Annotated in this window: 18 protein-coding genes, 1 tRNA gene and 2 pseudogenes; 10 read left to right on the top strand and 11 right to left on the bottom strand. The window is 54.3% G+C overall.

Going from position 1 to position 20,346, the window contains the following annotated elements:
* Window positions 1–185 precede the first annotated feature (185 nt).
* The 7 genes and pseudogenes from RMR16_RS06235 to RMR16_RS06205 all read left to right on the top strand — a co-directional run bounded on the left by RMR16_RS06235 (window position 186) and on the right by RMR16_RS06205 (window position 5,003).
* The gene (locus tag RMR16_RS06235; RefSeq protein WP_432354474.1) at window positions 186–767 is read left to right on the top strand and encodes a DUF1349 domain-containing protein; all 582 of its coding nucleotides are present in this window, start codon (window positions 186–188) and stop codon (window positions 765–767) included.
* A 266-nt stretch (window positions 768–1,033) separates the two neighbouring features.
* Complete coding sequence (locus tag RMR16_RS06230; protein ID WP_320199864.1) at window positions 1,034–1,468, top strand: MarR family winged helix-turn-helix transcriptional regulator; 435 nt, start codon at window positions 1,034–1,036, stop codon at window positions 1,466–1,468.
* A gap of 54 nt (window positions 1,469–1,522) precedes the next feature.
* On the top strand, window positions 1,523–2,269 hold the full coding sequence (locus RMR16_RS06225) for an SDR family oxidoreductase (protein ID WP_320199865.1): 747 nt from the start codon (window positions 1,523–1,525) through the stop codon (window positions 2,267–2,269).
* Between the two features lie 398 nt (window positions 2,270–2,667).
* Complete coding sequence (locus tag RMR16_RS06220) at window positions 2,668–3,243, top strand: GNAT family N-acetyltransferase (protein ID WP_320199866.1); 576 nt, start codon at window positions 2,668–2,670, stop codon at window positions 3,241–3,243.
* 323 nt (window positions 3,244–3,566) lie between these two features.
* Window positions 3,567–4,067: pseudogene (locus RMR16_RS06215) on the top strand (hypothetical protein); the annotation flags it as partial.
* Window positions 4,068–4,078: 11 nt separating this feature from the next.
* On the top strand, window positions 4,079–4,501 hold the full coding sequence (locus RMR16_RS06210; RefSeq protein WP_432354471.1) for a DUF4238 domain-containing protein: 423 nt from the start codon (window positions 4,079–4,081) through the stop codon (window positions 4,499–4,501).
* Entirely contained in the window at window positions 4,491–5,003 is a 513-nt protein-coding gene (locus RMR16_RS06205) for a hypothetical protein (RefSeq protein WP_320199867.1), read from the top strand. The genes RMR16_RS06210 and RMR16_RS06205 overlap by 11 nt, the downstream gene beginning before the upstream one ends.
* A 116-nt stretch (window positions 5,004–5,119) precedes the next feature.
* Here the strand turns inward: RMR16_RS06205 and wrbA are convergent, their stop codons facing one another.
* Both wrbA and RMR16_RS06195 read right to left on the bottom strand, forming a co-directional pair.
* Window positions 5,120–5,716 (bottom strand): NAD(P)H:quinone oxidoreductase type IV, encoded by a 597-nt coding sequence (gene wrbA, locus RMR16_RS06200; protein WP_320199868.1) that lies wholly within the window; start codon window positions 5,714–5,716, stop codon window positions 5,120–5,122.
* An 839-nt stretch (window positions 5,717–6,555) separates the two neighbouring features.
* Window positions 6,556–6,822, bottom strand: a pseudogene (locus RMR16_RS06195) (winged helix-turn-helix transcriptional regulator); the annotation flags it as partial.
* An 11-nt stretch (window positions 6,823–6,833) separates the two neighbouring features.
* On the opposite strand from RMR16_RS06195, the gene RMR16_RS06190 reads away from it, so the two are divergent.
* Window positions 6,834–7,058, top strand: a complete 225-nt coding sequence (locus tag RMR16_RS06190; RefSeq protein ID WP_320199869.1) for an SDR family NAD(P)-dependent oxidoreductase — start codon at window positions 6,834–6,836, stop codon at window positions 7,056–7,058.
* Between the two features lie 304 nt (window positions 7,059–7,362).
* Here RMR16_RS06190 and RMR16_RS06185 read toward each other — a convergent pair whose 3' ends face one another.
* The 3 genes from RMR16_RS06185 to RMR16_RS06175 all read right to left on the bottom strand — a co-directional run bounded on the left by RMR16_RS06185 (window position 7,363) and on the right by RMR16_RS06175 (window position 13,376).
* Entirely contained in the window at window positions 7,363–11,172 is a 3,810-nt protein-coding gene (locus RMR16_RS06185; protein WP_320199870.1) for a vitamin B12-dependent ribonucleotide reductase, read from the bottom strand.
* Between the two features lie 741 nt (window positions 11,173–11,913).
* Window positions 11,914–12,411: a xanthine phosphoribosyltransferase gene (gene gpt / locus RMR16_RS06180; RefSeq protein WP_320199871.1), complete on the bottom strand. Its 498-nt coding sequence runs from the start codon at window positions 12,409–12,411 to the stop codon at window positions 11,914–11,916.
* A 131-nt stretch (window positions 12,412–12,542) separates the two neighbouring features.
* Window positions 12,543–13,376, bottom strand: a complete 834-nt coding sequence (locus tag RMR16_RS06175; RefSeq protein WP_320199872.1) for a GGDEF domain-containing protein — start codon at window positions 13,374–13,376, stop codon at window positions 12,543–12,545.
* Window positions 13,377–13,901: 525 nt separating this feature from the next.
* Between RMR16_RS06175 and RMR16_RS06170 the strand changes: the two genes are divergently transcribed.
* A tRNA-Glu gene (locus RMR16_RS06170) sits at window positions 13,902–13,976 on the top strand.
* 93 nt (window positions 13,977–14,069) lie between these two features.
* Here RMR16_RS06170 and RMR16_RS06165 read toward each other — a convergent pair.
* From RMR16_RS06165 to RMR16_RS06155, 3 genes are read right to left on the bottom strand one after another with little or no spacing between them, the layout of a single operon-like run.
* Entirely contained in the window at window positions 14,070–15,131 is a 1,062-nt protein-coding gene (locus tag RMR16_RS06165) for a tyrosine-type recombinase/integrase (protein ID WP_320199873.1), read from the bottom strand.
* A gap of 3 nt (window positions 15,132–15,134) precedes the next feature.
* Window positions 15,135–15,401: a hypothetical protein gene (locus tag RMR16_RS06160; RefSeq protein ID WP_320199874.1), complete on the bottom strand. Its 267-nt coding sequence runs from the start codon at window positions 15,399–15,401 to the stop codon at window positions 15,135–15,137.
* Window positions 15,394–15,561, bottom strand: a complete 168-nt coding sequence (locus tag RMR16_RS06155) for an Arc family DNA-binding protein (protein ID WP_413785999.1) — start codon at window positions 15,559–15,561, stop codon at window positions 15,394–15,396. Before RMR16_RS06155 ends, RMR16_RS06160 begins: the two co-directional genes overlap by 8 nt.
* Window positions 15,562–15,645: 84 nt before the next feature.
* Between RMR16_RS06155 and RMR16_RS06150 the strand changes: the two genes are divergently transcribed.
* Window positions 15,646–15,987, top strand: a complete 342-nt coding sequence (locus RMR16_RS06150) for an Arc family DNA-binding protein (RefSeq protein ID WP_320199875.1) — start codon at window positions 15,646–15,648, stop codon at window positions 15,985–15,987.
* A 4-nt stretch (window positions 15,988–15,991) separates the two neighbouring features.
* Here the strand turns inward: RMR16_RS06150 and RMR16_RS06145 are convergent, their stop codons facing one another.
* From RMR16_RS06145 to RMR16_RS06135, 3 genes are all read right to left on the bottom strand, one after another.
* Window positions 15,992–16,555 (bottom strand): GcrA family cell cycle regulator, encoded by a 564-nt coding sequence (locus tag RMR16_RS06145; protein WP_432354614.1) that lies wholly within the window; start codon window positions 16,553–16,555, stop codon window positions 15,992–15,994.
* Window positions 16,556–16,793: 238 nt separating this feature from the next.
* Complete coding sequence (locus RMR16_RS06140; protein ID WP_320199876.1) at window positions 16,794–17,564, bottom strand: hypothetical protein; 771 nt, start codon at window positions 17,562–17,564, stop codon at window positions 16,794–16,796.
* Between the two features lie 72 nt (window positions 17,565–17,636).
* Window positions 17,637–20,345 (bottom strand): D-alanyl-D-alanine carboxypeptidase family protein, encoded by a 2,709-nt coding sequence (locus RMR16_RS06135; protein WP_320199877.1) that lies wholly within the window; start codon window positions 20,343–20,345, stop codon window positions 17,637–17,639.
* Window position 20,346: the final 1 nt, after the last annotated feature.

The raw sequence follows: 20,346 nt of genomic DNA, 5'->3' as shown, positions 1-20,346 counted from the left end.
CAGACTTGGGGCGGGAGAACGGTTTGTCCGTTTCTCTGATTTTCCGGAGCGGCTGGATGTCCGCAATGGAAGCGCCAAGCGAAAGACGCCTGCCAGACCTTGCCTGTTGGCAGCACTTGCGCTCTCTAGGAATTACCATATTACGCGAGATGCGGCTGAGTAAGTCCGCTAGTTGGGAGACGCCCGTGCAGAATCTTAAAAATGGACGGTGGCTCAATGAGCCCACAAAAGTAAATGCTTCGGATACCGAACTTTCCGTAACGACTGACGCCAACACGGATTTTTGGCGAGAGACACATTATGACTTTGTGCGCGACAGCGGCCACTTCTACGCATTCCGGGCCGATTGCGACTTTACCGCCCAGCTTCGAGTCCAGGCACATTTTGAACATCTTTACGACCAGGCTGGCCTTATGGTCAGGGTCGACGAAAGACGGTGGGTCAAGACCGGGATCGAGTTCTCGGACGGATATGGCTTGCTCGGCAGTGTGCTGACGGATGAAACCTCCGACTGGGCAACGGGGCGATATGACGGCGACCCATCAGATTTTTGGATAAGGGTGACCGTCCAGAGCGGCGTTCTAAGAATACAAGCTTCAGACGATGGGCAGACTTGGCCACTGGTCCGCCTCTGCCCATTTCCAAAAGCGGATCATTATCTAGTTGGGCCAATGTGCTGCACTCCCGAACGTGCAGGCTTGGAAGTAAGATTTAGTGAGTGGCAATTGGGGCGGGCTTTGGGCAAGGACCTCCACGACCTGTCGTAGTCGCCAGAGTGCTTCATTTCGAAGCCGCAGCGTCTGCTTCCGGCGCAAAAGCGAGGAAACTCTGCCAAAAATGACAACGATTTTCAGGAACGGCAAACGACGCGTATAGGACCGGTATGAAGGCGCAAACTGGCTTCGGAGTTTCTGGTAGGAATGTCCGGTTAGGGCCAACTGCCGTCTTTCGCTTCGCGCCGAAAGCGGTCAAGGAATGCTTATTCTAGTGTATATGGCTTACGTCCTACGAGCAGAAATGCTTAATACCAGGAATGACAGAACCTACGCCGGAACAAATCGAAAAACTCGCTACCGCCTTTGAGCGCTTTACCCGTCGTTTCAAGGTCGCTGAGGCAGCGGCCGTCATGCAAAACTCGCTCAATCCTCTCGACATTCAGGCGCTCCTTTTCATTGATGAGTATCCCAAGTGTAACCTGGGGGATGTTGCGCGGCACCTTCAGGTCGCTTTGACGACAATGTCCTCTTCGGCCGACCGGCTGGTCCGTCGGGGCATGATTGAACGGCAGCGGCCAGAGGCAAACCGCAGGTCCGTGGCTCTGACGATCACGAACGAGGGGCAGCAAGTGGTCGCAGGCTATATTGATGGATATCGAGCCTCCTGCAAAGCGATGCTGCGGGCACTCGATCCCGTTGATCAAACCGAATTTCTGAGGCTTACCCAACAAATCGCAAAATACGAATATTGAATATTACGAATTTCGTAGTATATCTCTGACACCGAAATGATCAGGGACGTCTTCATGACCCAAACATCGCCCACTGCGCTCGTCACGGGAGCAAACAAGGGTATTGGCCTCGCCATCGCGCGGCAGCTTGGCGCAGCCGGACATACGGTTTGGCTGGGATGCAGAGATATCTCAAGGGGTGAGATGGTAGCTTGCGAACTGCGAGGGAACGGGGTCGACGCCCGTGCAGTGCAACTCGATGTCACGGACGATGCGAGCGTTTCCAACGCCGCCAAAACCGTTAAGAGTGAGGTGGGGCATCTCGACGTTTTGGTCAACAACGCCGGGCTCATGTTTGGTCCACCTCCCTCTCTTGCCGAGGAGTCAATCGAAGAGATGCAGCGGATGTTCAACACCAATGTATTCGGGGTGATGCGCGTCACTCAAGCCTTCTTGCCGCTGTTGCGCAAATCGAAGGCGGCCCGGATCGTAATGATGAGCAGCGGCCTAAGTTCGTTGACGGATGCCTTGGATATGCGGAGCGAAACATGGACGGTCGGTTTCGGTGGATACTGCGCCTCCAAGACTGCCCTGAACATGTTGACCGTCAAGCTTGCCAAGGAGCTTGATCGGGAAGGGATCAAAGTCAACGCGGTAGACCCCGGCCTGACATCGACCGATATGACAGGCAACGGACCGGGGCACTCACCTGAAGATGGCGCACGTCCTGCATTCGCTCTAGCAACGACGCACGCATATGGACCAACAGCAGGTTTTTACACTTGCGCTCCATCGGGCGAGCTCGTGCAAAAGAGCTGGTGACGCATTAAGCGATTATAGGACGCGGGCCGACCGGCTCCGCATCTCAACGGCTCCTTCGGATTGCGCACTGTCGTCAGCATCGCGCCAATTGCGGACATTGTCCTAGTTCCCGGTCTATGGCGACAGGATGGGTAAGGACCATATGCTCTCGATCGATTACTCCATCTAACCTAGTCCTCGGCAGACCGATCGATGATAAAATCGGTCGGGGTCTCTGCGAGGCTTTGACAGTCTCCCACTTGTCTGCTCTGGGCCAAGAGCCGTCACGTACTAGCGGTTGCTTTGCGCCAATAGCGGTCATTGTTAATAGCGGAAGACGACCTTATTTAGAGGCCATAAAAAACGACTGCTTTCATCCAAGTTTTGGCGATGGGGCAAGCCACCAGATTGGATGCTTGATGCAATTTCAAAGACCACGCTTACCGCTGTCGACTGACCGCCTTATCCTGCGCGAATTTGTAAGCGGTGATTTCCCCGACTATGCGGCGTACCACTCTCTGCCAGAGGTTTACCGTTATCTATACGCGGCACCTCCGATGGGAGATGCTTTGCAAGAGCAATTCTCGAGGTTACTGGATGCTCCATTCGATCATGATGGCGACACCTATCGATTGGCCGTTGAGCGAAAGGACGACCAAGCGCTGATGGGTGAAGTCCTGTTAAAGCTGGCAAGTATAGATGCGCTGCAGGGCGAGGTTGGATACATTTTCAATCCAGCCTTTGCCGGAAATGGATATGCGTCGGAAGCGGTTGCCACTGTGATCAACACAGGCTTCTCCTCGTTCGGATTTCACCGAATTTACGCTCGACTGGATGCGGCAAACGCCGGTTCGGTCGGTGTGGTGGAACGCCTAGGACTGCGTCGGGAAGCACATTTGATCCAGAACGACCGCTTCAGAGATGTGTGGGGAGATGAGTACATCTATGCCGTTCTCGCAACGGAATGGAATTCCCGCACCAGCCTAAATATCTGAATAGTTTCCGCTATGAATGTCCTGACTGCTCTGCGCCAATAGTGGTCATTGCAATTTCAACCGACATGCAATTTCAACCGACATGCGATTTAGCTCGGTTACTGAGACAGGAAGACAACATTGCCAGTCGTATATTCCGAGAAGAGTGACTCGATACTTTCAGTGGGCATCTGGCTCGAGCCATATCACCGCAACTGGGCGTTGACGAAGACACAGGCTCTTGACGTGATTGGCGATCTACGCGACGCGAACTTCATAGTTCTTGGTGGGGACGTCCTCGAGGGCCCAGACAAGAAGTACAGACATACGGCTGAAGACGATGCCAGGTCCAGGAACACTTTCCCCGCGCCCGGTGGAGCGACGCTCGTCAAGCGTGGTTCGTCCCTAGCTGCACAGCCGCCCGTCGGTTTACTCGGTGGCTGGCAGACGTTGAAGCGGAAGCCGATGCCTTCGCTGACGCGAAGGGCAGGGACGACTTCGATTTGATCCAGAGTGCCTACCTTGAGCTTTGGAGAGCGGGCTTCCGCATCAAGCCTCCCTATTCGCGATGGGACAGCGACATCAAGGTGTGGCACGTTCCGTTTCGATCATTTCAGGAACTCGAGGATCGATGGCAGGAGAATGAGGAAGCGGCACGCCGCAACGAAACTGCGTAACGGCGGCGCCGCGCCGACGAGCGAAAAGGAACCGAGCAGGAAGCGAAGTCGAAAGCGCGTACGGCAGAAAGAAAGAGACGACGCTATCCATTGAGCAGCGACGACCTTCCTCCCGCCGGACGCGTCGTCGCAATCCAGTACGGGCTTGTTGTCTTTGAAGAGGTGACCGTAAACTCTATATGTCGGACGTGGAGAGGCTAATTGATCAGCCCATCCAGATGTTCTTACCGCACTATATGAATGCAGAGCTTCCGATACTCGGGCAAATGCAGATGACAATCTTTTGCGCGCCGGAGGATGCACATTTCATCACCTCCGACTATCCGGTTGCTCGATGGGATACTGAGGCGCATAAGCGACCTTTGATGTATCAAGCTCATGTGTTGGGATCCGCGACCATCCAATTCACATTGCCGATATCGCCCTCGATGATGATGAAAGGTGGAATAAAGCCCGTAATATACAGGGACGTTACACCTCGATTAGTCCGCGACCTCAATCAGCGGACATGGGCTTACGCAAATGAATTCATCGTATCGCCCTCTAGTCAGTTCGATGCCAACTGGGTTTCTAAAGAAACCCATCCCCCGCATGATCCTTGAACCGATCGGCACTGCGCACATAGGATTCCACGGTGCGCGGATCGCGGTGCCTGGTCACTTCCATGATGCGCGATATGCTGGCCCGGTTCTCTACTACGGATGTGACGAAGCCAGCGCGCCGCGAGTGGCCCGAAAGGCTTACAAGATCAAAGCCAGCAGCCTCGTCATTCTTCTTCACCACCAGCGCAACGGCCTGCGGTGTAAGCGTATCGTCTTACAGGCGGTCACCACGCTTGAAGCGGCGGAAGATTGGGCCAGAGACTATACCGGCAGCATCAAGCCACTACTTGAGCCTCTCATGTTTCGCATATTTCGCCCTGAAGGCGTCATTCACGACGCCCAGAACTTTTTCGATCTCGGCTTCGGGCGCCTTCGTGTCGGGAATCTTGAGCATCATTTGAACCGAAAACAGCACATGGGAGCGGCGGCGATGCGGTTACGAAGGCTGACTGTCTTTCAGTTGAAACGAAGAAAATGGCGCTGCCATTTTTTCTACCCCTGACCTCCGCGGGAATGATTTTCCCGCAGAAGCGCGTGGAGGATCAGGTCAGAGCATCAGGTCCACCAATTCCTACACTTGTTGGATTCGAGTTGGACAAGCCATCTCCCTGTGAAAATTCATGCAAGTTTAGATGCGATCTTGGCGACATGTGCGCCTTGGAATTTGGCAGCTTCGAGCTCGACCTGCGACGGCATACGAGAACCGTCACCATCAGTGATTGTCGAGGCCCCGTATGGCGAGCCACCCTTGACCTCTTCGACGCCCATCTGACCCTGGAATGCATAAGGCAGTCCCACGACCACCATGCCGTGGTGAAGCAGGGTTGGAATGAAGCTCAAAATAGTCGATTCCTGTCCACCGTGCTGTGTGGCGGAAGATGTGAACACCGAACCCACTTTGCCCACAAGCTTACCCTGTGCCCACAGACCGCCGGTCTGGTCCCAGAAATTACGCATCTGAGACGCAACAGTCCCGAACCGTGTGCCAGCGCCGACGATAATGGCGTCGTATTCGGTAAGTTCGTCGGCAGTGGCGATCGGTGCCTGTTGGTCCAACTTGAAATGAGATGTTTTTGCGACGTCTTCAGGTACGAGTTCCGGAACTCTCTTAATAACAGCTTCCGACCCTGCGGAGCGAACGCCCTCAGCGACCGCCTGAGCCATTGTTTCAATGTGACCGTATGCGGAATAGTAAAGAACCAGAACTTTGGACATTTGAGCTCCTTTTGAAAATTGTCGTATAGCAAGAGGGATACAGGACTTTGTGGCAACGTCTAGCCGCGGATATGGAGACACATCGTTCGATATATCAGACTGGACAGTTAAACTAATTTCTATGCCGTCGAGTCTGATAATTATTTTGAGGATAACATGCCAGATACGATAGCGCTCATCTTGGACAAACCTCTTACTCTGATCCTCGCCAGGGTCCTACTGACGCTCTTGTTCTAAATGGTTGGATTGTTCGGTGTGTTCAACTTCTCCCTAATGCTGAAGGAGATGGAAGATGCGGACTTGAGCTTTCCAAAAACGTGCGCAATCTCGGTGATCATCTGTCAAGTGGTCGGCTCTGCACTGATCGTCACCAACGTATATGGTCTGGGCTGGCTGGGCGCAGGTTATTGGGCGTACTCACGCTACTCTCAATCCCTCTCAACCATCCATTCTGCAAGTTCGAGGAATCGAGGAAGATACACGAATTTCAAATTGCACTCGAACATGTGACAATCGTTGGGGGTCTGCTGATGGCTGCAATTCTACGCGCTGCGGGAATTGTTTTCTGTACAGTGATCGACATCTGCATTCCTTTGTCAGGTTACATGCACGCGTTATATACGCCCCCAACAAAAGGGAACGGATATAGCGAACATTAACAACTTGCTCGGGCAGGGTGTATGGGGTCGAGCAACAAGCTTCAATGTATTTGTGTTGAAGGTTAGCTCAGCCGAGGAGGAGGGTAGAGGAGCAAAACGACGATATCAGTCGGACACGTGGGCGGTTCGGGTGACTGCCATTCTGACGGGATCGCGCCAGAAGCTGCCCCAGTGACGCCGTCAACATCGATTTCCCGTGTTGTCATACCGCAGTGTGGCTGCCTCGACCTTGTCGCCATTGGCCGCTGCCCACGCACACAGTGCTTCAAACGGCTGCCGTAGGGAATGGCCTAGCGGAGTAATTGCGTATTCCACGCCAATCGGCTGCGTTGGGAGCACCGTTCTTGTGACAAGATCGGTACGCTCAAGTCTCTTCAACGCGTCCGCCAAGGCTTTGTGCGTGATCCCATCGAGACGCCGTTTGAGTTCGTTGAAACGCGCAGGTCGAAGCGCTTGTTTTGAATGCAGGTCTTTCCGAGCCTTCGCAGATCGCAGAGATTACGCTGGAGTACTTCGACGTCAACGTACGAGGAATGGTGTTTGGCTTCCAGGCCCCTCTCCCCGCAATGACAGACGGCGGCTCGATCGTCCTCGTAGGGTCCATTGCCGGGAACGCGGGCTACTCGGGCCTTTCCGCGAGTTCGCACGCCATAGCGTGTCTGAGGTGCTGTAGCTTTGGTTGATTCACTACTAGCTGGCATGACCCGATGCGGACGAGTTGGTGTCGACTGGCTTTGGGTGATTGGTAGCGCGTTGCGCTATGGACGAACGAACAGAAGTGTCATGCCCAAGCATTAATCAGACGTTCAGATCGTCGCTTCCACTTCGGCACTCAGCGACAATGCCAACATCATAAAACATTTCCCAGGCACCTAAGTGCCTGGGAAACGTGCAGTATTTTTCTATCTTAGAGTTCGCTGTCTTTGCGCTCAAGGTCGCAATGACATTTGTTACGAACCCATTCAAGTTAGGAGTAAATCAGAGCAATCAGCTGCACCCACTCGTCGCGCCACACGTATCGCACTTCTCACACGTCCCATTGCGTACCATCGTAAAGTTCTGGCACTCGGAGCACATGTTGCCCGTATACCCTTGCGCAATCGAGCGCAGGCGGCGTTCGGCTTCTTTTTTCTTGGCTTCGGTTTTCGCAGAGGCTGCGTCGGCAGCAGCCTTGTCGGAGAAGAGGGCGGTGGCGGCCTGTTCGGATTCGGAGGCGAGTGCTTCTTCTTCGATTTCCTCTACCAGTTCCTTGGCACGTTCCTCGTAGTCACGCTTGAAGGCGAGGACTTCCGAGGTGGTGGCGGCGATGGCGGGTTCGAGTTTGCGAACCGTGTTGCCGGAAATCGACGTCACGTTGCTGGAAGCGCGGGCAGGGGCTGCTGTAGCGGCACCTTTTGGTTCGGAAGACGAGCGTTCGCTGCTCGTGTTGGATACCAGCGTTGGCTTGTAACCGCGGGTCCAGCCGGTGGAAACGAGGTTGGTCTTGCCTTCTTCGATGCCCTTGCCGAGTGCGGTCTGCGAGAAATCCGACGTATCGACATGCGCAAGATCGTGGCGACCAAGATACGAGACGGCGAGTTCGCGGAACACGTAATCGAGGATTGATGTGGCGTTCTTGATTGCGTCATTGCCGATGACCATGCCGGCGGGTTCGAACTTGGTGAAGGTGAAGGCCTCCACATATTCTTCCAGTGGCACGCCATATTGCAGGCCGAGCGAGATGGCGATGGCGAAGTTGTTCATCATCGCGCGGAAGGCAGCGCCTTCCTTGTGCATGTCGATGAAGATTTCGCCGATGCGGCCATCACCGAATTCGCCGGTGCGCAGATACACTTTGTGTCCACCAACGGCGGCCTTCTGGGTGTAACCCTGACGGCGGTTTGGCAGCTTTTCACGTTCGCGGGTGATGCGTTCAACCACGCGCTCGACGATCTTTTCGGTGATCGTCACGGCCTGTGCTGCCTGCGGCTGGGCGATCAGGTCTTCCAATGCGTCTTCGTCTTCATCATCCTCGACCAGCGAGGCGTTGAGAGGCTGAGACAGCTTGGAGCCATCGCGGTAGAGCGCGTTGGCCTTGAGCGCCAGTTTCCAGGACAGCATGTAGGCTGCGCCGCAATCTTCAACCGTGGCGTCATTTGGCATGTTGATGGTCTTGGAGATCGCGCCGGAAATGAAGGGCTGCGCTGCCGCCATCATGCGGATGTGGCTCTCGACCGAGAGGTAACGCTTGCCGATTTTGCCACATGGGTTGGCGCAATCGAAGACCGGCAGATGCTCGTTCTTCAGGAACGGTGCGCCTTCCAGCGTCATCGCGCCGCAGACGTGAACGTTGGCTGCTTCGATGTCCTTCTTGGAGAAACCGAGGTGGTCCAGCAAGTTGAAGCTGATGTCGGCAAGCTGCTCGTCGGAAACCTTCAGCGTGTCTTTCAGGAAGTCCGTGCCCAAAGTCCACTGGTTGAAGACGAACTTGATGTCGAAGGCGGCTTTCAGCGCGCCGTTGACGGATTCGATCTTCTCATCGGTAAAGCCCTTGGCGCGCAGTGTCGAGGCGTTGACCGCTGGTGCCTGATTGAGATTGCCATGGCCCACTGCGTAAGCTTCGATCTCAGCGATCTGGCTTTCGGAATAGCCGAGCGACCGCAGGGATTCCGGCACGGCGCGGTTGATGATCTTGAAGTAACCGCCACCGGCCAGCTTCTTGAACTTTACCAGCGCAAAGTCTGGCTCGATGCCTGTTGTGTCGCAATCCATGACGAGGCCGATCGTGCCTGTTGGCGCGATAACGGTGGTCTGGGCATTGCGGTAGCCGTGCTTTTCTCCAAGCTCCAGAGCCTTGTCCCATGCGGCAACGGCGTGGGTGATGAGGCCAGGGTCTGTGCAATCCGTGTGGATAAGCGCAACCGGGTTTACCGACAGGCCTTCATAACCATAGGCCAGCCCCTGAGCGGCGCGGCGGTGGTTGCGGATGACGCGCAGCATGTTGTCACGGTTTGGCGCAAAGCCGGGGAATGGGCCGAGTTCGCCAGCCATTTCAGCCGATGTGGCGTAGGAAACGCCGGTCATGATGGCAGTGAGGGCACCGGCAATGGCGCGGCCTTCATCGCTGTCATAAGGAATGCCGGAGGACATCAGCAGGCCGCCGATGTTGGCATAGCCGAGGCCGAGCGTGCGGTATTCGTAAGAGCGTTCGGCAATCTGGCGCGATGGGAACTGCGCCATCATGACCGAGACTTCCAGAACGACGGTCCACAGGCGAACGGCGTGTTCGTAATCGGCAATGTCGATGTTCTTGGTCTTGGCATCCTTGAATTGAAGCAGGTTCAGCGAGGCGAGGTTGCAGGCCGTATCATCGAGGAACATGTATTCCGAGCAAGGGTTGGATGCGCGGATAGGACCCGCCGCTGGCGATGTGTGCCAGTCGTTCATGGTGGTGTTGAAGTGCAGGCCGGGATCAGCCGATGCCCATGCGGCGTGGGAGATTTTCTCCCACAGATCGCGGGCTTTCAGCGTCTTCATGACCTTGCCGTCCTTGCGGGCGGTGAGGTTCCAGTCGCCGTCGTTCTCAACGGCGCGCAGGAAGTCATCCTTCAGCGACACGGAGTTGTTGGAATTCTGGCCCGATACCGTGAGGTAGGCTTCCGAATCCCAATCTGTGTCATAGGTCTTGAAGTCGATATCCTTGTAGCCCTGCTGGGCGAACTGGATCACGCGCTTGACGTAGTTTTCAGGCACCAGATCCTTTTTCGCAGCGCGGATTTCGCGCTTGAGAGCCGGGTTCTTGGCGGGATCGAAGCAATCGCCATTATCCGCTTCGCAATTCACGCAGGCCTTCATGATGGCCTTGAGGTGCTTGGCGACGATCTTGGAGCCGGTGACGAGGGCGGCAACCTTCTGCTCTTCGTTCACCTTCCAGTCGATGTAGGCTTCGATATCCGGGTGATCGGCATCGACGACGACCATCTTGGCCGCACGGCGCGTGGTGCCGCCGGACTTGATGGCACCGGCTGCGCGGTCACCGATCTTGAGGAAGCTCATGAGGCCGGAGGAACGGCCACCGCCGGACAGCTTTTCGCCTTCGCCGCGCAGGTAGGAGAAGTTGGAACCCGTGCCGGAGCCGTATTTGAACAGGCGCGCTTCACGCACCCACAGGTCCATGATGCCGCCTTCATTGACGAGATCGTCTTCAACGGACTGGATGAAGCAGGCGTGTGGCTGCGGGTGTTCGTAGGACGACTTGGACTTGGTCAGTTTGCCGGTGAAGGGGTCGACATAGAAGTGGCCCTGGCCGGGACCATCGATGCCATAGGCCCAATGCAGGCCGGTGTTGAACCACTGTGGAGAGTTCGGCGCAACGCGCTGGGTGGCCAGCATGTAGGCAAGCTCATCCTTGAAGGCGGACGCATCTTCTTCGGACGAGAAATATTTGCCCTTCCAGCCCCAGTAAGCCCACGTACCGGCAAGACGGTCGAACACCTGACGCGCATCAGTTTCAGAACCGTACCGCTCACCTTCCGGAATATCCTTCAGGGCTTTTTCGTCGGCAACCGAACGCCACAGGAAGGAAGGAACATCGTTTTCCTCAACCTTCTTCAAGAACTTCGGAACGCCAGCCTTGCGAAAATATTTCTGCGCCAGAACGTCTGTCGCGACCTGAGAGAACTGCGCAGGCACATCGATATCCGCCAGACGGAACACGATGGAACCATCCGGGTTCTTGATTTCGCTGACGCCCTTGCGGAATTCGATATCAGCGTAGGATGACTGGCCGGGCTTTGTGAAGCGGCGTTCGATGCGCATAGTTTTAGTCCTCGTCCTTGGTCGCCCGTGAGCAGGGCGCAAAAATCCGCTCCAGCTTCGCGCCTCGTACGCGCAGCCAGTTGTTGCCGATATGAATGGGGATGGTCATCCGCAGATGTGATCCCTGTATATCGTGGTATTTTGGGCTGCAAGCGCTATTAGGGATACTATATATAGTATTAACAGCTTCTTGTCAGCTATTTTAGTAATATGTTTTTGACAGCCCAAAATCAGTCCACAGACAAGCCTTTACGTTCCACCCCCTCATGGCCGGAACGCAGGCAAACGCGTGAACTGAAATTGAACAAGAACCGAAGGGGAAACTCGCGATTCTGTTGCCGCCGCAACATGAGAAGTAACATTAGAAAATGTGGTGATTCCGTCAAGTCCTAGTTTGCAACCGTTTGTTAACCACAAGATATTGTGTGGAGTGACTGTGGAAAACGGGGAAAGAAAAACCCGCTATAAAAATCAGTCACTTGGCAGCGAGCTTTTCCAGTTGCATGACGCTGGCTAACGTAACGTAGGGTTCCAAAATTGCGTTTTTTGACGTTTTGAGCCTGTTGCTTAAACACAACAACGGGCGGTTCTGTCCACAAGAGTTATGGGGCAAAATCCGTAAGCCGCGGTCGTGATACGATATCACGCGGTGTGATCTGGAAAAACCCTGGCGGCCCGTGGCGGTTTGCAAACGAAAAGGCCGCCCAAAGAGGCGGCCTTGTTCAGTCTATAGGGATTGGCTTAGCCGGGTGCCCCTTTGGCAATCGGCTCCTGATAGGTGAAGCCCAAGTCCCACGGGAAATAGATCCATGTGTCCTGGCTAACCTCTGTCACGAACGTATCGATGGTCGGCACGCCGGATGGCTTGGCATAGACGCAGGCGAAATGCGCCTTTGGCAGCATTTCACGCACTTCGATGGCGGTCTTGCCAGTGTCGGTCAGATCGTCGACGACGAGAATGCCTTCGCCTTCCTTTTCCAGCAGTTCTGGCGATATGCCTTTGAGAACAATCGTTTCACCCTGATTGACGTAATCATGACGGGTGGCGATGCAGACCGTATCGATGAGGCGGATGTTCAGCTCTCGCGAAATAATGGCTGCTGGAACAAGACCGCCGCGCGTGATGCAAACGATGGCTTTGAATTCCTGATCGAGACCGGCCAGGCGCCATGCCAGAGCACGGGCGTCGCGGTGAAATTGGTCCCATGAAACGGGGAAAGCTTTGTCGGGGAGGGACATGAGGTGTCTACCATCTGGTCAAAATTGTCGATGGCTTTGGCTAATAGCGGGAAAAAAGCCTGAAAAGCAAGCGCATCACCCCGTTGCCACACCAGTTTCACGTCTCAGCGTTAAAAGGCAGGTGCCTGGACCTACGGTTTTTTGTTCACGAAAGCGCCGATGACCGTATTTCGCCCGGCGTCCTTAGCTTTGTAAAGTGCCATATCGGCTCTGCGCAGCAATTGCTGCAAACGCTCGCCGGGGCCAGATTGCACTACGCCGAAGCTACAGGTGATGCGACCGTGCGCAAGCGGCTCGACATAGCTGGATTCGAAGGCGACGCGCAAGCGTTCTGCAATATTCAGGGATGCTTCACCGCTGGTGCGCGGCAGCACGATGCAGAATTCCTCGCCGCCAATTCGTGCCGCCAGATCGTAAGGTCGAATGCAATCTTTGACGACTTCTCCGACGGCCATCAAAACACTGTCACCGACATCGTGACCATATTCGTCATTGATGTTCTTGAAATAATCCAGATCAAACAGAATGATCGACAAAGGTTCGCCGGTCCGATCTGCCTGCGATTGAAGGGCGGGTACCTGTTCCGTCAACCAGCGCCGATTGCCAAGCCCTGTCAGAAAGTCAGTGGTTGCCTGATGCTTCAGCTGTTTGTTCAGCGCCTCGACCTGTGACAACATCGATTTCACGGCGTCGGTAACGATTGCGATTTCGTCATTGCCATTGGATGGCACTTTGAGAACGCTTTTATCCTCGGGGTATTTCTTGAGCGCAACGGCCAAATGATGCAGAGGCCGGATGAACCGCCAAATCGCGAACAGACATATGCTGGTGCCGGCAAGCGTGGCGACCAGTATCAATGTGAAAACGGGAACCGGCCCTGTATCGAATCCGCTCAACAAATGAATGATCAACGCGATAAGCGGAACATGGACACTCAGGAAAGAGACCAGAAAAATTTTCGCCATCAAGGATCGTCGAAGCATCGTCATTGTCGGTCGTCTTTCAGGATTCATCCTTCGCCTTGTGGCATCGGATCATTCTTGGAAATGGCAGACGTGAAAGTCTGTGGTCAAAAAAGCAATTCAATGGCCACGCGGGATAATACCTCACCCATTGAACCGGATTTCCTCAATTCCAGGCATTAAGTTCGGCCATATAGAGCATTTTGTCTACTCACACCATCCTGAGTGGTGGGTTGGTTTGCATTTCGTCACAGTCGAAAACCGACGCATGTGTGCGCTTTGCAAGCATCGCTTTTCCTTTGTGAAAGCGGGCTCAGTCGTTGCCGATTCCTCGCCTGGGCGCGGTCGATTTGCCGGTTTTTCAACTGAAAATCGTATAAATGGATAAAATAAGCCGCTGTTTTGAATAGGGAATCCTTGTTTTTCAGAGGCTCTGGGCCGCACCGTCATTTTTTTGTCAAAAGGCGCATTTTCGTGCTTGCGGTATCGAAAAGCTCTGACTATAAGGGCGCCACACCACAAGTGTACGCGCCCTTCGTCTATCGGTTAGGACGACAGATTTTCATTCTGTAAAGAGGGGTTCGACTCCCCTAGGGCGTACCACTTGGTGTTTTCCCCTCAATAAATTCAATGCCTTACAAAGCGTATTTGCTAACCCGGCAACAACGTTAGCAGATTTTTGTTGTCTGTCTGTTCTCACGCCTTTGCCTTCAACTTTTTGATCGCGTTTTGAGCCATCGTTTTCTGGTTCGCTTTGGCGATGTACGTCTCAATTTCCTTGATATCCTGATGGCCGGTGATGGACATGATCTCCATTGCGGAGCATCCAGCCTCGGCCAGCATCATGCAGGCAGATTTGCGAAGACCGTGCGGGGAACGCTTGGGGGGAAGCTCTGCTTTTCGTGCCGCATCGATAATCCAGTTCGTAAACGCCTTCTCGGATCGCGCAGCGCCATAGGTTGTGACGATGAAATTTAGATGCTTTTTTTCCGTCCCGTCCAACACCTTCCGAAAGTCTGCATGAATGGGGATATTCAACTCGACTGTGTGGCCGCTCTTCTGAGTGGTCAGCACGAGAAAATCACCCTTGATGTGCTGCCTGCCAATACGAACCGCATCAGAGCGACGGACACCTGTATAGAGAAGGATTTCGAATGCGATGCGCTGGGGCGTGTCGTCTGCCCAATGTGCGCGGAATTTCGCAATGTCTTCCTCGGTCCACGTCTCATAGCCCTTGCTCTTATGCTGAACCTTGTCGGCGTTGAGCATTGGGTTGTCATTCCGGTACTTCCATTTGATCGCCAACTGCATCAGCATCGAAAGACGCTTGCGGAGGTTCTTGGCTTGCGCGGTGGACTTGGCCGCGATCTCACCAAGTATCTTGTCGATGTTGTGTGTCTGGAGTGTCGCCACTCGCTTTTCACCATGTGCCTTTCGGAACGGTTCGAGGATGGACTTGTAGTTTCGTTGCGTTGCCGCTGCTTTCGAGGTGAAGCCTGCGCTTTCGTAATATTGCACCACGAGTGCGTTGATGGTCCCGGCGAGGGTTTTGGATTTGCCAGCACAACCGTCGGGTTTTCGTGTGTTTTCAGCGGCAGCGAAGTAGTCTTCCCAAAACTCGGCACTGTTCTGGGGGCCACGAAGAGCGGTCTTAGGCTGGCCGGGGCGATTGAAATAAATGCGTTCGTTCTTCCCGTGACGGTCAGTGTAAACGTGCAGATATTTAGGGCGCTTGTATTTTGGGCGGGGGTTCTTCATGGCTCAATCCCACTCACTCGGTCCTGAGGCATTCGGCAAGGTGCTGGGGTCTGCCGCTGTGATGGTAAAGCCACCATCGCCGTTCACGGTATAGGCCGTAACGGTCTGCCCCATGGTCTGGGCAAGCTTGGCAACCTGCTTCATCTTCGGGACGGAGAACTTCGGTTTGATATGGGTCGCGGCAGCACCACGTTTTGCTGCGGCACGGATGACGGTGCCAAAGCTTTGAGAGATTTTTTTAACAGATGGCATATCGAGTGACTTAGCCATTGAGCTGCTTCCCGCTCTTCTCGATTTCTCGCCGCTGCTGGGCTTTGATCATTTGAACGATCTCGCGATTGAGCGAACGTCCGTTTTCCTCTGCTTTTTCCAAAACCCATGTTTTTAGATCTAGCGGTAACCTGATGTTGAAGGCCGATAACGATGACATAAAAGCTCCTTATGGTTTATGGACCACTACGGTTTATGTTAAACCATAGTTGCGGTCAATACCGTTATGGTCCATAGATTTGATATGACCGAAGAAACTCAGATGAAAATCCGTCTCCCGAAGACGCTTAAAGAACAGATTGAGGCGAGCGCACTTGAGGGCAACCGCTCGCTGAATGCGGAGATCGTTTCCCGGCTTCAAAATTCTTATCCTGACGTCGCGTGGGAAGCCGAAAATCGCCAGCGTCGGGCCATGAAGCAGACGGTTTTAGCCGGACCCACGTTTATAGAGAGAGAAATCGAGACTTTAAGAGCGCAGCTTCGCGTAGAGGAAGGCGAACGGGTTCGCGTCCGTGAAGAGGTGGCGGCTTTGATAAGCGCGCTGGAGGCCCGCATTGAGTTATTAGAAACGCACAGAAGCTACTAGATCATCACTTCTTAGGTTTTGGGGCTGACTTTATTGAGCTGGAGCGATTTTCTTCTGTAGAGACGTAGTTCATATTTGGCGGGGGACTATATGAAGATTTTGGGAATTTACGCTTTGGCGTATAGTGTTCAAGCTCCATAGATGGATCTGGCACAGCCTTCCTGCCGCCGCTTATAGTTCCGGCAAATAGATCTGCCTGCTGACCCCAGAATGTACGTACATTGAAGTCTTTTCGCTTTACCTTTGACGCTACGGCGTTTCGTGACACACCCAGAGCCTTCGCTATCTTGCTGAGGGAATGACCGCCATGAAATAGGTCGGATAGCCTCTTTTCGTTGGCTTCGGTCCAAACAAATCGCGGCTCATTTGGCCTGAGAGTTATCCAATCTTGTACGACAGCGTCTCTGACATCATCGTGTCCTAAGGCGTCTCGCACACATTCGGAAGAACGAACTCGTCTGGCAATTTGCAAGATTAGGAAAGGATAATCTGTCAGCTCTGATAGGCGGTCATATACTATTTGACATACGTTTGTTTTCGTACCGAAAATTATAGACCTGTCAGGCATTCGGAAGCCTAGATGAAGCCTGTCGCCCACGCGGAATTCGCCGTTAATTCGATAAGAAATGTAACTCGAAACTGGTAAATCGTCGCCAACGTGAACATATTCATCTACCAAACGGCCCACTCTACTGCTTTGCATGAAGAACTTTTTCCCGTCGCGGTCTCTAAAAACGGGCGTGCAAAATCCTGGGCCATCTTGATCTAATGGCACCATCCCAACGACGATGTAGGAGAGCTCCCCGTTAGATGGCATTGGGTAAAGCTTTCTCTGCAATGTAATCTTTGGCAACCCTTGCGACAGAGCTGAAACCGTAGATCGGGTCCCACAAGTCAATGTCATAGGAGCGGACATCAACGTCCGTATCTCTGGTGAAATCTGCTAAAAACTCTGATCCTACAAGTGGCATTGGCACTATAATGGCTTTTAGTGCCCCATCCTTGAGTTTCAGGCTTTCGGGAGCGTGAACTTCAATGGTTATTCGTCTTTCGTCAGATGCGTCGGGAACATACGTTTTGTGCATTTCCGCATACGAAACGCTTTCGAAGTTGAAGGGGTCGTGAGCCTTCTCTTCCAGCTTGCCAGCTAAGTAATTCTCGTTTGTACCGTGGAAATGTAATACGACATCTGCAATTCTGTTTCGCTCTGGCTCAAGCTCAAAGTGCGCAACTGTGTTATCTCCATGAATGAAATTAGAGAGTATTTTGTGGTGTAGGGCACCTGTATCAAATGGGTAAATCCGTTGGATTTCCGGTAGTAGGTCAACGTCAAATATGAAGCAGATAGGATAAACGGACAGGTTTCTCGTCGCACCCCCCTTCAACGCATACTTGTACGCAGGTCGTCCATAGAACAAGTAAGTGATCGGCTCTTTAAACACTTCGCAGATGTCAGTAGTTCTGAGCTCCCTATCTTTGATGTACGCTCGGGCTTGAAAAGCTTCGCATGTGTGAAAAAGCGGCAGGAACTCATATGCTTTGTTGCTGCGCGGAACTTGCTCGGAAAAACTGGTCATGGCACCTCACTAGCGACATGATATCTCCAACTTTCGGTTTTTCAACCTCACGTTTTGAACTGACAGCATTTATCAACGTCGTCCAGCCAACAATCCACCGGGGCGCATCTGGTTCAAGGTCCAATCTGTCATGTGCTGATCGATGGCTTTGCCTACCTCTTTTCCCATGTTCTTGGCGTTGTCGTTGTCCTTCTGAGGATCACCGCTGCTGCCCGTGGATTGAACGTTCACGTTGATATCGCCAATGGAAAGCGATCTGCCACCGCTTGCGCTGCTGCTACTTCCTCCGACGCTGCCGGTGTTCAAGGCAGGTGCTTTCCCGGAATTGACGGCTTCAAGCAACGAACGGTTTTGCGCGGTGGCGCGGGCGTTGACGACAAACTCCCCATCACTGAGCATGGTCGGGATGCTGTCGGAACGGCTTGTGCCGGGGCCACGAACCTGTCCACCATCAGCCATATGCGGGAGTTGGGACCGTTTGACGATACCGCCATTGGCACGGAACAGGAAACTGAACAGGTTCCCGAATATCCCGCCACCAGAACCGCCATTGCCAAGCGGACCTTGCCCCAGCAGCGCGGCCTGCAACGCTACTTTGATGAGCTGCTGACCGAGTTGGGCAAGCGCCTGTTCGGCGGTCGTGGTGCCGGTCAGGATGCCGGTGAGAGCGTCCACGGCTGTATTACCCATCATCTGGGAGAACTGTGCGGCCTGTTCTTGTGTTTGCGCAAAGCGGGTTGTGGCCTGTTCTGCCTGTGCCATGCCCAGCGCAAGCTGCTGGATTTCCGCACGCTGCTGACTGTTGACGGTGACGCCAGCGCGTTGAGCCTGCGCAAGCATCTCTTGCTCATATCGGAATGCCGCCGCTGCCTGTCCCGTCATGGTCAGTGCCTGCTGTTCAGACGTTTGGGCTGTCGTGAACTGCTGGGCATCGGCAATGATGGATTTGTAGGCATCGGACTGCTGCATGAGGGCATTGGTCTGGGTCTGGAGCTGCTGGGAACGGGCCTGCGATCTGGCGTCCTCATCCTCGATATGCCAGTTCTCGTTTTTCAGCGGGAAGGACAAGCCGAATTGATTGGCGTTCTGATGTACCCACTGGCGTGCCGTATCTGAACCATATCCCAAGTCCGCTGCGGAGCCTTTTCCGTGTTGGGAATTTCCCGGAGGGGCCACCCACTTGCGCGCTGCTTCCGGGGAGCCATATTTCTGGAGGGCTTGAAGCCACAGCTCTTGCTGGCGCTCAACCGAACGGAAACCGGAGTTGATGGTAACGCTGCCCTTGAGATCGTCGGGCATGGATGCCAGCATGGTGGCAAGCTTCTGCTGAAACGTAGATTGCATCCCCATGATGTGCTGCGCATTCTTGCCCGATGCCAGCACGTTGGACAGATACGCGGCTGGGTCGTCGGTGGCGGATTTCACGCCAACGGCTTTCAGTGCCGAACCGCGAAGCTCATTCGCCTGATAGACTTCGCCCATAGTGCGGGCTTTGGAGAGCGCGGCGGTGTAAGCCGTGTTGATCCGGCCCTGCGCATCGAGCTGGGCAAGGTTGTTGGCGAGGCCGGGGATTTCGTTTCTGAGCGCACGGACGGCTTCGGCAAAGCTGTTCAAGCCCTTCGCGCCCGTACCCGCTGCGGTGCCGGTATTGTTCAATGCGCCATAGAGATTTGATAGTTCCGGGGTCGTTTGCTTGGCATCTTGTCCGGTCTTGTAGATGAAATCCTTATCATAGCCCTGCCGCGCATCCAGAACATCGCGGAGCTTCATGGCTTCAGTGGTCAGCCGCTCAACCTCTTGCTGAGACTGGCGAATGTTCATGATCTCAAACGGCAAGCCGGTGCTGACCTGCATAAGATCGGCAAGACTCTGCTTTTCCGCTTGTAGCTTGGAATAGATGCCTGTCAGTGCGGATTGCACGTTGCGAGTGGATTGCTCATCGATCTGGTTGAACCTGTCCAGCACATCATCCATCGCACCGACGAGGCCAAGCACGGCCTGTTTTGTCCAGGTGGATATGGTCGTTCCCAGCGCATTCCATTTCCGGTCAAGTTCGTCGGCACGGGCAATGACCTCATCATCCATCACCGCGCCAAAATCATTGGCTTCTTTGATCAGCTTGCGCATCCCATCTGCGCCTCGGTCGATCAATTCCACGAAACGCTCGCCACCCGTGCCGCCGAATAGCTCATCGGCAATGCGGATTTGCGCGGCCTTGTCCAACTGCTGGAGCTTGGCAATGATTTCCACCAGCAGCGAGGAAGGGTCTTTCAGCTTGCGCTTGAGATCCTCGGCACCAAAGCCAAGACGCTGGAATGCTTCCGCTGCCGAACCGCCGCCCGTCACCACGAATTCGTCGGCCCGAAGGGATAGCTCCTTCATGCCATCGGTTAGGGCGTCAACGGGGATGCGAGACTGCCCCGCCACGTATGAAAGTTCTTGAAACGCACGAGTGCTGAGACCGGCACGCTTTGCCTCACTGCCGATGTTGGCGATGCCCTTGGTCACGTCACCGATGCGGGACACAACGCCCTGCAACGCACCGATGGACAGGCCCGCCACGATACCGGCAACGCCACCTTTCAGGCCAGCCAGCGCAACGTTGACGCCACTCGATGCCTTGGACATGGTCTGTTCAAGGGTATCGGCGGAACGCTTCGCCTGCCGTTCGATGGCTTGGAAGTTTTGGCTGGAGGTGCGGTTTGCCCGCTGGAAATTCCTTTCGAAGTCGCGGATGCGGGCTTCCAAGGAAACGACAAGCTGTTCGGTATCTGTTGGCATG

The organism is Agrobacterium sp. rho-13.3, from assembly GCF_033957765.2.
Lineage (GTDB): Bacteria > Pseudomonadota > Alphaproteobacteria > Rhizobiales > Rhizobiaceae > Agrobacterium.
The sequence above is the reverse complement of the archived record's forward strand: the minus strand, read 5'-3'. Positions and strand labels throughout refer to the sequence as shown.